Origin of the sequence: Streptomyces sp. NPDC048295 (assembly GCF_040652135.1) — a bacterium.
Lineage (GTDB): Bacteria > Actinomycetota > Actinomycetes > Streptomycetales > Streptomycetaceae > Streptomyces.
On record NZ_JBEZLL010000008.1, the window covers coordinates 239,432 to 252,374 of the forward strand.

Here is a 12,943-nt window from a genome sequence, read left to right on the forward strand (position 1 = left end):
GGACCGTGGAGGTCACGGATGGACATGCACGCCCACGACCGGCGACGGTTCCTCGCCATCGGCGCGGCCACGGCCGCCACCCCGCTGCTCACCGGCTGCGGCGCGGGCTTCGGCGGCGACAAGGCCGGGAACGACGGCTCCGCGGCCGACGACGTCACCGGCCCCTTCGACTGGAAGCGGGCCAAGGGCACAACCGTCAAGGCGCTGCTGAACAAGCACCCGTACACCGACGCGCTGATCGCCGATCTGAAGGCGTTCACCGAGAAGACCGGGATCAGGGTCGAGTACGACGTCTTCCCCGAGGACAACTACTTCGACAAGCTCACCGTCGACCTCTCCAGCGGACGCGCCTCCTACGACGTGTTCATGCTCGGCGCGTACATGGTGTGGCAGTACGGACCGCCGGGCTGGCTGGAGGACCTCGGCCCGTGGATGCGCAGTTCCTCGGCCACCGGGGCCGAATGGGACCAGGAGGACTTCTTCCCCAACCTGCTCTCGGCCGACCAGTGGTCGCTGAAGGCGGGCGCGCCGCTCGGGCGGGGCGGGCAGTACGCGCTGCCGTGGGGCTGGGAGACCAATGTCGTCGCGTACAACACCGAGGTGTTCGGGAAGCTCGGCCTGAAGCCCGCCGAGACCTTCGACGAGCTGCGCGAGGTCGCCGGGGCGATCACCCGCCGGGCGCCGGGGGCGGGCTTCGACGGGATGTACGGGGTCGCGGTGCGCGGTTCGCGCAGCTGGGCGACGATCCACCCCGGCTTCATGACGATGTACGCCCGCAACGGCCTGAAGGACTTCACCGTCGAGGGCGGGAAGGTGAAGCCCGCGATGAACTCCCCGGAGGCGATCGCGTTCACCCGGGACTGGGCGGAGATGGTCAGGAAGGGCGGGCCGCCGTCCTGGACCTCGTACACCTGGTACCAGTGCTCCAGCGACCTCGGGGCCAAGAAGGCGGGGATGCTCTTCGACGCGGACACCGCCGCCTACTTCCAGGCGGTGAAGGGGGCCTCCCCCGCCTCCGGGAAGATCGCCTTCCACCCCGGGCCGAAGGGGCCCGGCGGCTCGCTCGCCACCAATATGTGGATCTGGTCGCTCGGCATGAACGCCAGGAGCCGCAACAAGTCCGCCGCCTGGCTGTTCCTCCAGTGGGCGACCGGCAAGGAGCACCTGCGCAAGGGCGCGGTCGAGCACAACCACATCGACCCGGTACGCAGGTCGGTCGGCCAGGACGCCGCGTACAAGAACAAGATGCGGGCCATCCCGGGCTTCATCGAGACCTTCGAGGCGGTCGTCGACCAGACCCGGATCCAGTTCACCCCGCAGGAGCAGTTCTTCGACGCGACGACCTCCTGGGCCGCCGCGCTCCAGGAGATCTACGGCGGGAAGAACGCCTCGTCGGTGCTGAACGGCCTGGCCGGCGATCTGGCGTCGAAGGTCGGCTGACCGGTGCCGGGACGCACGGCCCCCGTGCCGGAGGCCGACCGCGGGGCGGTCTCCGGCACGGGGGCCGGGAAGCAGGCAGTACGGGCGGTGCCGGCCTGGCGCCGCTCGCTGCGGCCGTATCTGCTGATCGTGCCCGCGCTGCTGCTGACCGGCGGCATCCTCTACCCGTTCGGGCTCGGCCTCTACTACACGGTGTTCGACTTCGCGGCGAGCAAGCCGCGGCCCGACCTGGTGGGCATCGGGAACTACCGGCGGATCTTCACCCAGCCGGCGTTCTGGGACTCGGCGCGGGTGACGGTGGCGTACGCGGTCGGCGCGGCGGCCGTCGAGACGGTGCTCGGGGTGTCCGTGGCGCTGCTGCTGCACCGGTCGAGCCGGGTCGGGCGGGTGCTGGAGAAGATCCTGATCCTGCCGCTGATGATCGCGCCGGTGATCGCCGCGATCATGTGGAAGCTGATGCTCCAGCCGTCGGTCGGTGTCATCAACCATCTCCTGGAGCCGTTCGGCCTCGGCGGTGTGCAGTGGACGGACACCCCGACGGGTGCGCTGCTCTCCTCGATCACGGTGGACGTGTGGGTCTACACCCCGTTCGTCGCGATCCTCGCGCTGGCCGGTCTGCGCTCGCTGCCCGCCTCGCCGTTCGAGGCGGCGGCGGTCGACGGGGCGGGCTGGTGGTTCACCTTCCGGCGCCTGACCCTGCCGATGCTCTGGCCGTACGTCCTGGTCGCAGTGATCTTCCGGTTCATGGACTCGCTGAAGGTGTTCGACATCATCTACGCGCTGACCGAGGGCGGCCCCGGTGACTCGACGATGGTGCTCCAGATCCGGGCCTATCTGGAGGCGATCCGTTTCCAGCGCTACTCGTTCGGGATCAGCTACATGATCGTGCTGTGGGCCGTGGTCTACCTGGTCACGATGGTGCTGGTGCGCTATCTGGGCCGGATCCAGAACCGGGCCGCGGAGGTGGAGCGATGAAACGCCGGCTGCTCTCCGTCGCCGCCGACCTGGCGCTGATCGCCTACTTCGTCTTCGCGCTGTTCCCCGTCGCCTGGATGGTGGTCCTGTCGCTGAAGCCGGCGAACGAGCTGTTCAGCACGTACTTCTCGTTCACCCCGACCCTCGACTCGTACCGCACGGTGCTGGGCGCCGGGGACGACCAGGGCGTGCCGTTCCTCCGGTTCTTCGTGAACAGCCTCGTCGTGTCGCTGGGCGCCGTGGCGCTGTCGCTGGTGATCGGGCTGCCCGCCGCGTACGCCGCCGCGCGATGGCGGTTCCGCGGCTCGGAGAACCTGATGTTCACCCTGCTCTCGTTCCGCTTCGCGCCCGAACTCACCGTCATCATCCCGCTGTTCGTGCTCTACCAGCAGCTCGGGCTGTTCGACACCTACGTCGGCATGGTGTGGGTGCTGCAACTGGTGACGCTCCCGCTGATCGTCTGGATCATGCGGTCGTACTTCTCCGATCTCTCCCCCGAGCTGGAGCAGGCGGCGCTGCTGGACGGCTACACCCGCAGGCAGGCGTTCTTCAGGGTGGCGCTGCCGCTGGTGAAGCCGGGGATCGCGGCCGTCTCGCTGCTGGCGTTCATCTTCGCCTGGAACAACTTCGTCTTCCCGCTGATCCTCACCTCGTCGAACGCGCAGACGGTGACGGTCGGCGCGCTGTCCTTCCTCGGCGGCGACCGGCCCAAGTACAACCTGACGGCCGCGGCGGCCCTGGTCTCGGTGGTCCCGCCGCTGCTGCTGGCGCTCACCATCCAGCGGTATCTGGTGCGCGGTCTGTCGTTCGGGGCGGTGAAGTCATGACCGGCCCCGCGGCGATCACGCTGCGCGGGGTCGGCAAGCGGTACGGGAGGAACACCGCGCTCGACGGCCTGGACCTGGAGGTGGCGGAGGGCGAGTTCTTCTGTCTGCTCGGCCCGTCCGGTGCCGGGAAGACGACCACGCTCAAGACGATCGCGGGCCTGGAGCAGCCCGAGGCCGGGACGGTCGAGCTGGGCGGGGCGGACATGGCGGGCGTGGAGCCCTACGACCGGGGCGTCGCCATGTGCTTCGAGTCGTACGCGCTCTACCCGCACCGCACCGCGTACGACAATCTCGCTTCCCCGCTCCGCTCGCCGCGCCACCGCCTCCCCGCGCACGAGGCGCACGAGCGGATCGGGGAGATCGCCGAACTCCTGGGCATCGGCGCCCTGCTGGACCGCCAGGTGGGCCGGCTCTCCAACGGCCAGCGGCAGCGGGTGGCGCTCGGCCGGGTGCTGGTGCGGCCGGCCAGGGCGTTCCTGCTGGACGAGCCGCTGTCGCACCTGGACGCGAAGCTGCGGCAGGCGATGCGCGCGGAGCTGCGGGCGATCGGCGCGGTGCGGCGCACCACCACGCTGTACGTCACCCACGACTCGGTGGAGGCGCTGGCGCTCGGCGACCGGATCGGGGTGATCAGGGAGGGCCGCATGGTGCAGACCGGCACCCGCGAGGAGCTGTGGCACCGCCCGTACGACACCTTCGTCGCCCGGTCCTTCGGCCGGCCGCGGATCAATCTGCTGCCCGGGACGGTGACGCCCGAGGGGCACTTCCGGTCGCCGGACGGGGCCTGCGAGCTGCCGTTGGCGGTGCCCGCGCCGCCCGGGACCGCCGTCCAGCTGGGCGTACGGCCGCGGGACATCGGGCTCGGCGGGCCGGCGGGGGCCGGCGGCGCGGGCCGGGTCCTGGAGCTGACCGGTGCCGTCCATGTCACCGAGCTGCTGGGCCGGGCCACCGAGGTCACCGTCCGGATCGGCGGGCAGCGGCTCTCCCTCGTCGTCCCGCGTGCCGAGGCGGCCGGGCTGAGCCCCGACCATCCGGTCCGGCTCTCGGTGGCGCCTGAGAGTCTGCTGCTGTTCGAGGCCGACCGGCCGGCACGTCCAGGACGAAGGATCAGCACGTGAGCAACGTTCCGCAGCGGGGTCCCGCCCCGCGTCAGGCATCCATAGCCGAGTACGTCCTCGCCCAGGGCGAGGTGAGCGCCGCCGAACTGGCGGAGCGTTTCGACGTGAGCCTGATGACCATCCACCGCGATCTGGACGAGCTGGAACGGCAGGGCATCGTCCGCAAGTTCCGCGGCGGGGTCACCGCGCAGCCGTCCGGCGTGTTCGAGTCGAACGTCTCCTACCGGCTGAAGACGATGCGGGCCGAGAAGGCCGCCGTGGCCGAGCGGGCCCTGAAGCTCATAGAGCCGGGCATGGCGGTGATGCTCGACGACTCGACGTCCACGCTGGAGATAGCGCGCAGGCTGCGCTCCATCACCCCGCTGACCGTCGTCACCAACTTCCTGGAGGCGATCAATCTGCTGTCCCAGGAGCGCGGCATCCATCTGATGGGCCTGGGCGGGGACTTCGACCCGCTGCACTCCTCGTTCCTGGGTGTGTCGTGCGTGGAGGCGGTGCAGTCGCTCCAGGTGGACATCTGCTTCACCTCCACCTCCGCCGCGTCCGGCGGCTTCGCCTACCACCAGGAGCAGCACATCATCTCCGTGAAGCGGGCGATGCTCGACTCGGCGAGCCGCAATGTGCTGCTGCTCGACCACTCGAAGCTGGGCCGGGTCGCACTGCACCGGCTCGCCCCGCTCTCCCGTTTCGATCTGCTGCTGGTCGACGACGGGGCGTCCCCGCAGGCGCTGCGCGAGCTGGACGAGCACAAGGTGCCCTACGAGGTCTGCTCCACCGGACGGGACTCCGGAGCGGAGGACCGCGATGACGGGTGAGCGCGGGGCCGGTGAGCGCGATGACGGGTGAGCGCGGGGCGGCGTCGACGGACGAGCGCGAGGCGGCGGTGACGGATGACTGAACTGGCCCTGAGATCCCTGCGCAAGACCTACACCGGGCGGGGCCGGCCCGCCGTCGAGGCCGTCCGCTCCCTCGATGTCGAGCTGCGCTCCGGCGAGCTGCTGGGGCTGCTCGGCCCGTCCGGCTGCGGGAAGTCCACGACGCTGCGGATGATCGCGGGCCTGGAGACGGTCACCGGCGGCGACATCCTCATCGGCGGTGCGTCGGTGGTCGGGCTCCCGGCCCGGCAACGCAACATCGGGGTGGCGTTCGAGAACTACGCGCTCTACCCGCCGCTGACGGTCGCGGAGAACCTGGGGTTCGGGCTCGCCGCCCGGGGCGGCTGCGGGCGGGCCGAGATCCGCCGCCGGGTCGCCGACATGGCCGGACGCATCGGGATCACCGAGCTTCTGGACGCCCGCCCGGCCGGGCTCTCCAGCGGCCAGAAGCAGCGGGTCGCGCTGGCCCGCGCGTTGATCCGGGTCCCCGACGTCCTCCTGCTGGACGAACCGCTCTCCCATCTCGACGCCGCCCAACGCGACACCACTCGGCGGGAGTTGAAACGCATCCAGCGCGACAGCGGCCACACCACGATCCTGGTCACGCACGACCAGGAGGAGGCACTGTCGCTCGCCGACCGGATCGCGGTGATGCGGGACGGCGAGATCCAGCAGCTCGGCACGCCCGAGGAGATCTACGACTCCCCGGCCAATCTCTTCGTCGCCGACTTCGTCGGGGAACCGGCCGTCAATCTGCTGCCGGCCACGGCCGACGGAACGGGCGGGGTGCGTCTCTCGGACTCCGTGCGCGTCCCCGTGCCGCACCGGATCGCGGCGGGACGCGCGGTGGTGCTCGGCATCCGCCCGGAGGACCTCCGCCTGGACGACACTGGTGCACGGGCCCGGGTCACCGCCCATGAACCCCTGCTGGAATCCGGCATCGCCACGCTGTCGCTCGACGGGGTGGCGGAGCCACTGGTCGTCGTGACCGGTCCGGAGGTACGGCTCGACCGGGACGACACCGTACGCATCACCGCCGATCCACAGCACATCCATGTCTTCGACGCCCAGACAGGAGACGCTCTGCGATGACCCGCCCCGAGAGCACCCGCCCCGCCCCGAGGATTCTGCTCGCCGGTGACCACTTCGTCCGCAACTCCCTGCTCGCCGATGCCCTGCACCGGGCGCTCGGTCCGCTCGGCTCGGAGCCGCGGCTCGGCGAACTCACCCTGCCCTGGCCGCTGGAGCCCTTCGGCAAGGTCGCCGAGGTCGACGAGGCGAGCGACGTCGAGGACGCGCTGATCGCCGCCCTGGACGGGGTGGAGGTGTGCGTGACCCAGATGGGCCCGTTCACCGAGCGGGTGCTGGCCGCCGCGCCGGATCTGCGGCTGGTCGTGGTCTGCCGGGGCGGCCCGGTCAATGTGAACGCGGCCGCGGCCCGCGCCCGGGGGGTGCGGGTGTGCTTCGCGCCGGGCCGCAACGCGGCGGCGACCGCCGAGTTCACCGTCGGGCTGATCCTCTCCGCCCTGCGGCGCATCCCCGACGCGCACCGCGCTCTCGCCGCCGACGGCCGTTGGGACGCCACCCACTACACGTACGAGAACTGCGGCCTGGAGCTGGAGGACACCCCGGTCGGGCTGATCGGCTACGGCGCGGTGGGCAGCCGGGTGGCGCGGGTGCTCTCCGCGTTCGGCGCCGAGGTCGAGGTGTACGACCCGTATGTGCGCGGCGACGTCCACGGCATGCGGGCCGGCTCGCTGGAGGCGCTGCTGTCCCGCTCACGCGTCCTCACCCTGCACGCCCGGCTCACCCCGGAGTCCCGGCACCTCATCGGCGCCCGCGAGCTGGCGCTGCTGCCGCGCGGCGCGGTGCTGGTGAACGCGGCCCGGGGCGGGCTGCTGGACACGGACGCGTTGTGCGACGCGCTGGACTCGGGACAGTTGCGGGCCGCGGCGCTCGACACGTACGAGCAGGAGCCGCCGCCGCCCGGCTCGCGGCTCTTCCGTACCCCGCATCTGCTGATGACCCCGCATGTGGCGGGGGCCAGCCGGGCCGTCGCGGAGAAGGCGGCCCGGATCGCGGCGGCCGAGGTGACGCGCTATGTGCGGGGCGAGCCGCTCGCCCACGCGCTGTGAGGGGAGCCGTGACGATGACCGCGAGCACGACGAGGTACATCGGCATCGACGTCGGTACGTCCGTGGTGAAGGCCGCCGCCTTCGACCCGGGCGGCCGCACGCTGGCCGTCGAGTCCCGCCCGGTGGGGCTGGCGATCCACGACGGCTCCGTGGAGCAGGACATGGACGAGGTGTACGGCGCGGTCGGCGAGGTACTGGACGCACTCGGCTCCGACGGGGTCGCGTTCGCCGGGCTCACCGGCCAGGGCGACGGCGTCTGGCTGGTCGACGAGGCGGGCCGGCCGGTCCGCAAGGCGATCTCCTGGATGGACGGCCGGGCCCATGAACTGGTCGACGCCTGGCTGGCGTCCGGCGTCTTCGAGACCGTCTACCGGCGCACCGGCAGCGCGATGTTCCCTGGCTGTCCGGGCCCGGTGCTGGCCTGGCTCGACCGGCACGAACCGGCCGCGCTCGACGGCGCGACGACCGCCCTGTACTGCAAGGACATGGTGTTCCAGCGGCTGACGGGGGTCCGGGCCACGGATGTCTCCGACGCGTCGATGCCGTTCCTGGACCCGCTGACCCGCGCGTACGCCCCCGATGTCGTGGCCGCCCTCGGCCTCACCCACCGGACCCCGCTCCTCGCCCCGGTCAGCGACCCGGTCGCGACCGCCCAACTCCCCTCCGGAGTACGGCTGTCCAACGGCCCGTACGACCTGCCGGCCAGCGCGCTCGGCGCGGGCGTCACCCGCCCCGGCGACGGATTACTGATCGTCGGCACCTGTCTGGCCGCCCTGGTGGCCACCGAACGGCTCGACCTGGACGGCGAACCGGCCGGGCTGCACATCTCCACCGACCGCCCCGGCCACTGGCTGCGCGCCATGCCCGCGATGGTCGGCACCGCCGCCCTGGACTGGGTCCTGACCACCACCGGCGTACGCCACACGGAGGTCGACGCGCTGCTCGCCGCCACCCCGCCCGGCGCGAACGGTGTCCGGGTGCTCCCCTACTTCGCCCCGTCCGGCGAACGCGCCCCGTTCGTCGAACCGAGGCTGCGCGCCGAGTTCACCGGCGTGTCCCTGGAGACCACCCCGCCGGACCTGATCCGCGCCGTCTGCGAGGGCATCGGCTTCGCCGCGAGGCACTGCCTGGAGGCGGCGGGCCTCACCGGCACCCTCGCCCTGTGCGGCGGCGGCACCCGCTCCCCCGCCTGGATGCGGCTGTTCGCCGATGTGCTGGGACGGCCGGTCCGGATCGTGGAGGGCGAGGTCGGTGCCCGGGGCGCGGTGCTCGCGGCGGCGCGGCGGTTCGGCGAGGAGCTGGACACGGCCGCGTGGACGGCCCCCACCGCGGTCGTCGAACCGGACCCGGCGCGGGCGGCGTACTACGCGAAGGAGTACGAGGACCACCTGAACCGGCTCGCGGAGGCCCGCACGCGCGCCCGCGCCTGAACTCAGAGGTAGGACGGGCCGAAGGAGGCGGTCGCGAGCACGGTGCCGTGTGCGTCGGTCAGGCGTACGCCGGTGACCGGCGCCGTGCCGGCCGGGTAGGGCCCGCCCCAGGAGCCGTAGCCGTCGTGGTCGAGCGTGAAGGAACCGGCCTCGGCGGTGGTGCCGTCGGCCCGCTGGACCAGGCAGCGGACGGTGCCGGAGTGGCCGTCGGCGTCCACCGCCATGTACAGCCAGGGCGAGGCACCGGCGTAGAGGTAGACGTGCCCGAACGACTGGTTCCCGTGGGCGAGCCGGGCGGTGAGCAGCTGCGGCTGCACCGAGGAGACGGCGGGCACGACCGGCGCCTCGCCCGCGGTGGACGCGCCGAGCACCCAGCCGCCGGCACCGAGCGCCAGGCCCGCCGCCGCGGACGCTGCGGCGAGGGCGAAGCGCCGCCACCGCGGGTGCCGGGCGGCCGGCCGCCGCGCCGGGGCGAGCCCGAGCCGCTCGATCACCCGGTCCTCGAACCCGGCCGGCGGTTCGCTGCCGGGGACGAGGTCCAGCAGCGCGTCCGAGGCGGCGGTCAGCTCGTGGACGTGTTCACGGCAGGCGGGGCAGTCCTCCAGGTGTCCCATCGCCACGGCGCGATCCTCGGCGGGCAGCACACCGAGCGCCAGCTCCGCGCCGACCTCCCGGAGCTGCTCGCAGCTCAGCCCGCCGTTGTCAGTCATGGTCCACCTGCCTGCTCGCGAGGGACGCCCTGAGCTTGCCCATGGCCGCCCTGATCCGGGTCTTGGCGGTGCCGAGCGGTATGTGCTCGAAGTCGGCGACCTGTTGGGCCGTCATCCCGTAGATGCCGGCCATCACCAGGGCACGTGCCTGCTCCCGGGGCAGCGCGCCGACCGCGCGGCGCACGTCCGCCGCGGCTTCGTCGGAGAGCGCGTGCCGCTCCGGGGTGTCGGCGACTGTCTCCATCATGTTCTCCAGGTCCGCGGGGTCGACCGGGGTGGTCCTGCGGGCACGTACGGCGTCGATCGCGAGGTTGTGCGCGATGGCCGACAGCCAGGTGGGCACCGATCCCCGGCGCGAGTCGTAGACCTGGGCGTGCCGGCAGGCGCGCTCGAAGGTCTGCTGGGCGATGTCCTCGGCGAGCTGGGTGTCGCCGACCACTGCGAGGGCCACGCCGAAGACCCGACGCCGGAACCGCCGTACGAAGGCCACGGCGATCTCGGGATCGCCGGTCATGAGCCCGGCCAGCAGCGCTTCGTCGGGCACCCGCTCCAGGGGGATGCCAATCCTGCGCATACTCCTTACGTAACACGCGCCCGCCGGGATTTCCTGCTGCGGGCGCCCCGGGACCTCTCGTTTCCCGCCGCTCCGGACGGGCGTGCCGGACGGGCTGGCCGATCATGAACCATCGGCCCGGCGAAACCGTAGGTATGGCAGGCGCGCCCTACCGAACACGGCGGCGCAGGCCGCCCCGGACCCCTGGAGTCGTGATGACGTCCCGCACGGCACAACGGGCATGGCGCGGGACCGGGGCGCTCTGCGCCCTGGCCTCCGCGGTGCTCCATCTCCTGCTGGTCCCCCCGCACCTGACGGAGATGCCGTACATCGGCGTCCTGTTCCTGATCGGCGGCGTGGTGCTGCTCGCCGTCGCCGCGGGTCTCGCGCTTCGGCAACGGCCGCTCGGCGCCTGGCTGATCGGGGCGGTCACCAGCATCGGCATGATCGCCGGTTTCCTGCTGTCGCGGACGGTCGGGCTGCCGGGCTATCGCGAAGCGGGCTGGGAACCGCCGTACGGAATCCTGTGCCTGATCGCCGAAGTCGTCTTCGTGCTCGCCTTCCTGGCGTGGCTGAAGGCGGACGGCGCCGGCGACGTGACGGGAATTTCCCGGTACCGGCAATCCGGCGAGCGCCCTGACGCGTATCCCGTCCAGAAGCCTCTCAGGAGGGAAGCTCATGGCGATCTTCAAGAATCTGATCCCCACCGGACACCGTGACGAACGGAGGGACATGACGTCGGAGCGCCACGACGGCGACGAACGGGACCGTCGGCGTGATCACCGCGACGACCACCACGGCCACCACTGGTGACCACCATCCAGCACGGCCGAGCGGGCCCCTGTTCCTGGTCCGCTCGGCCCCCGGTTCATGAGGAACGCGTCGATGAGGCGTGTCTCGCGGCATCTCGTGCGGCGGTTGCTCTCGGTGGCGGACGATCCCGAAGCGGTCGTCGCCGCCGCGCCGGTGGTCGCCCCGCGCGAGGTGTTCCGGCGCTTCTGGCCCTATACGCGCGGCGGGCGGCACCGGCTCGTTCCGGTCCTCGCCCTCAGCATGGTCGGCCCCGTCGTCGACGCGGCCGAGATCTGGCTCTTCAAGATCGTGGTGGACGATGTCCTCGTCCCGCGCGATCTGCGCCCCTTCGCCTGGATCGCGCCGGCGTACGCGGGGCTCATCGTCTGCTCCGGCGTACTGGAGTTCTCCGACGACGTGCTGTCCACCTGGGTGAGCGAGCGTTTCCTGCTGGCTCTCCGTACGGATGTGTTCCGGCACGTCCAGGGTCTCTCGCTCGGCTTCTTCGAGCGGCGCCGGCTGGGGGACGTGCTGTCGCGCCTCACGGGCGACGTCGACGCGGTCGAGACGTTCCTTCTCTCGGGGGTGGCGGACGGCCTGTACTTCGTGATCCGGCTGGGCGTCTTCCTCGGCCTGCTGTTCTACCTGCGATGGGACCTGACCCTGCTCGCACTCGTCATCGTGCCGCTCTTCTGGTACGCGGCCCGGCACTTCACCCGGCTGATCAAGGCCGCGTCGCGGGAGCGGCGGCGGCGCAGCGGTTCGATCAGCGCGATCGCCGAGGAGTCGCTGGGCAACGTGGCGCTGGTGCAGGCGTACAACCGGCAGGCGACGGAGGAGCACCGGTTCGAGCGCGAGGGCGTGGGCAGGTTCCACGCGGCGATGGCCTCGGCACGCATCCGTGGCGTGTACGGGCCGGTCGTCGAGGTGATCGAGCTGGCCGGTGCGCTGGCCGTCATGGGCCTGGGCACCTGGAAGCTGGCACAGGGGCAGCTCACACTGGGCGGGCTGCTGGTCTTCCTGGTGCTGCTGGGCAACCTCTACAGCCCGATCCGGGATCTGTCCCGTCTCGCCGGCACGTTCTACGCGGCGTCCGCCTCCGCCGAGCGGATCATCGAGCTGCTAGACCAGCGCCCCCAGGTCAGCGAGGCCGCCGGAGCCCGGCGGATCGGGCGCGCCCGGGGCGACGTGGAGTTCCGCGGCGTCTCGTTCCGCTATCCGGGGACGTCCCGGTGGGCGCTCGCGGACGTGTCGTTCCATGTGACGCCCGGTACGACGCTGGCGCTGGTCGGTGCGAGCGGCGCCGGCAAGTCCACGGTCGGAAAGCTCCAACTGCGCTTCTACGACCCTGACCGGGGCGCGATCCTGCTCGACGGCACCGACCTGAGGGAACTGTCCCTGTCCGAGCTGCGGGAGAACGTCGCGGTGGTGCTGCAGGAGACGCTCGTCCTGCACGGCACCGTGCGGGAGAACATCGCCTACGGCCGCCCGGACGCGTCGGAGGCGGACATCGTCGCGGCGGCCCGCGCCGCCGACGCCGACGGCTTCGTCCGGCTGCTCCCCGAGGGCTACGACACCGTGGTGGGCCAGCGCGGCCGGACGCTGTCCGGCGGGCAGGCGCAGCGCCTCGCGATCGCCCGCGCGATGATCAGGGACGCTCCCGTGCTGCTCCTGGACGAGCCGACCACGGGGCTGGACGCCGGATCGAACCGCCGGGTCATGGAACCGCTGCGCCGGCTGATGGCCGGGCGCACCACCATCGTCATCTCGCACAATCCGCTCACCGTCCGCGACGCCACGTCCACGGTGGTGCTGGACCGCGGCCGGGTCGTCGAGCGCGGCACGCACGAGGAGCTGCTGCTGCGCGGCCGCACCTATGCCCGGCTCCACGGCCCGGACGCGGGGACCGGTGCGCCGCCCCCGCGGAAGGTCCGGTCTTGAGCCGCCGTCGCCCCGGGTCCGGCGTACGCGCCGCCGCGCCGAGGACACGGCCTAGGTCGAAGGACTGATCACCTCGGCACACTTCCTGCTGTTAGCCTGCTCTTGCATAGAGGTTGCAATAACGACATGACAGCAGCTGGAGGGTTC

At 71.9% G+C, this 12,943-nt stretch carries 12 protein-coding genes; 10 read left to right on the forward strand and 2 right to left on the reverse strand.

All coding sequences use genetic code 11. From position 1 onward, the window contains the following. Positions 1-18: 18 nt before the first annotated feature. The 8 genes from AB0D53_RS14860 to AB0D53_RS14895 all read left to right on the forward strand — a co-directional run bounded on the left by AB0D53_RS14860 (position 19) and on the right by AB0D53_RS14895 (position 8,800). A complete protein-coding gene (locus AB0D53_RS14860) occupies positions 19-1,440 on the forward strand; it encodes a sugar ABC transporter substrate-binding protein (RefSeq protein WP_362445311.1) in 1,422 nt (473 codons plus the stop codon). Between the two features lie 3 nt (positions 1,441-1,443). After that, positions 1,444-2,415, forward strand: a complete 972-nt coding sequence (locus AB0D53_RS14865; RefSeq protein ID WP_362445314.1) for a sugar ABC transporter permease — start codon at positions 1,444-1,446, stop codon at positions 2,413-2,415. Then, on the forward strand, positions 2,412-3,242 hold the full coding sequence (locus AB0D53_RS14870) for a carbohydrate ABC transporter permease (protein ID WP_362445318.1): 831 nt from the start codon (positions 2,412-2,414) through the stop codon (positions 3,240-3,242). Before AB0D53_RS14865 ends, AB0D53_RS14870 begins: the two co-directional genes overlap by 4 nt. Beyond that, positions 3,239-4,360, forward strand: coding sequence for an ABC transporter ATP-binding protein (locus AB0D53_RS14875; protein ID WP_362445321.1), 1,122 nt, complete (start codon positions 3,239-3,241; stop codon positions 4,358-4,360). The genes AB0D53_RS14870 and AB0D53_RS14875 overlap by 4 nt, the downstream gene beginning before the upstream one ends. Further along, on the forward strand, positions 4,357-5,175 hold the full coding sequence (locus AB0D53_RS14880; protein WP_362445324.1) for a DeoR/GlpR family DNA-binding transcription regulator: 819 nt from the start codon (positions 4,357-4,359) through the stop codon (positions 5,173-5,175). The genes AB0D53_RS14875 and AB0D53_RS14880 overlap by 4 nt, the downstream gene beginning before the upstream one ends. A gap of 75 nt (positions 5,176-5,250) precedes the next feature. Continuing rightward, positions 5,251-6,327, forward strand: a complete 1,077-nt coding sequence (locus AB0D53_RS14885) for an ABC transporter ATP-binding protein (RefSeq protein WP_362445327.1) — start codon at positions 5,251-5,253, stop codon at positions 6,325-6,327. Further along, entirely contained in the window at positions 6,324-7,370 is a 1,047-nt protein-coding gene (locus tag AB0D53_RS14890; RefSeq protein ID WP_362445330.1) for an NAD(P)-dependent oxidoreductase, read from the forward strand. The genes AB0D53_RS14885 and AB0D53_RS14890 overlap by 4 nt, the downstream gene beginning before the upstream one ends. A gap of 14 nt (positions 7,371-7,384) precedes the next feature. Then, positions 7,385-8,800, forward strand: a complete 1,416-nt coding sequence (locus tag AB0D53_RS14895) for an FGGY-family carbohydrate kinase (RefSeq protein WP_362445333.1) — start codon at positions 7,385-7,387, stop codon at positions 8,798-8,800. Positions 8,801-8,802: 2 nt separating this feature from the next. Here AB0D53_RS14895 and AB0D53_RS14900 read toward each other — a convergent pair whose 3' ends face one another. Then, positions 8,803-9,510, reverse strand: coding sequence for a hypothetical protein (locus tag AB0D53_RS14900; protein ID WP_362445336.1), 708 nt, complete (start codon positions 9,508-9,510; stop codon positions 8,803-8,805). Then, entirely contained in the window at positions 9,503-10,084 is a 582-nt protein-coding gene (locus AB0D53_RS14905) for a sigma-70 family RNA polymerase sigma factor (protein ID WP_362445338.1), read from the reverse strand. The genes AB0D53_RS14900 and AB0D53_RS14905 overlap by 8 nt, the downstream gene beginning before the upstream one ends. 299 nt (positions 10,085-10,383) lie before the next feature. Here AB0D53_RS14905 and AB0D53_RS14910 point away from each other — a divergent pair, with 299 nt between their 5' ends. After that, a complete protein-coding gene (locus tag AB0D53_RS14910; RefSeq protein WP_362445341.1) occupies positions 10,384-10,782 on the forward strand; it encodes a hypothetical protein in 399 nt (132 codons plus the stop codon). A gap of 166 nt (positions 10,783-10,948) precedes the next feature. Next, on the forward strand, positions 10,949-12,796 hold the full coding sequence (locus AB0D53_RS14915; RefSeq protein WP_362445344.1) for an ABC transporter ATP-binding protein: 1,848 nt from the start codon (positions 10,949-10,951) through the stop codon (positions 12,794-12,796). The last annotated feature ends 147 nt before the right edge of the window (positions 12,797-12,943 follow it).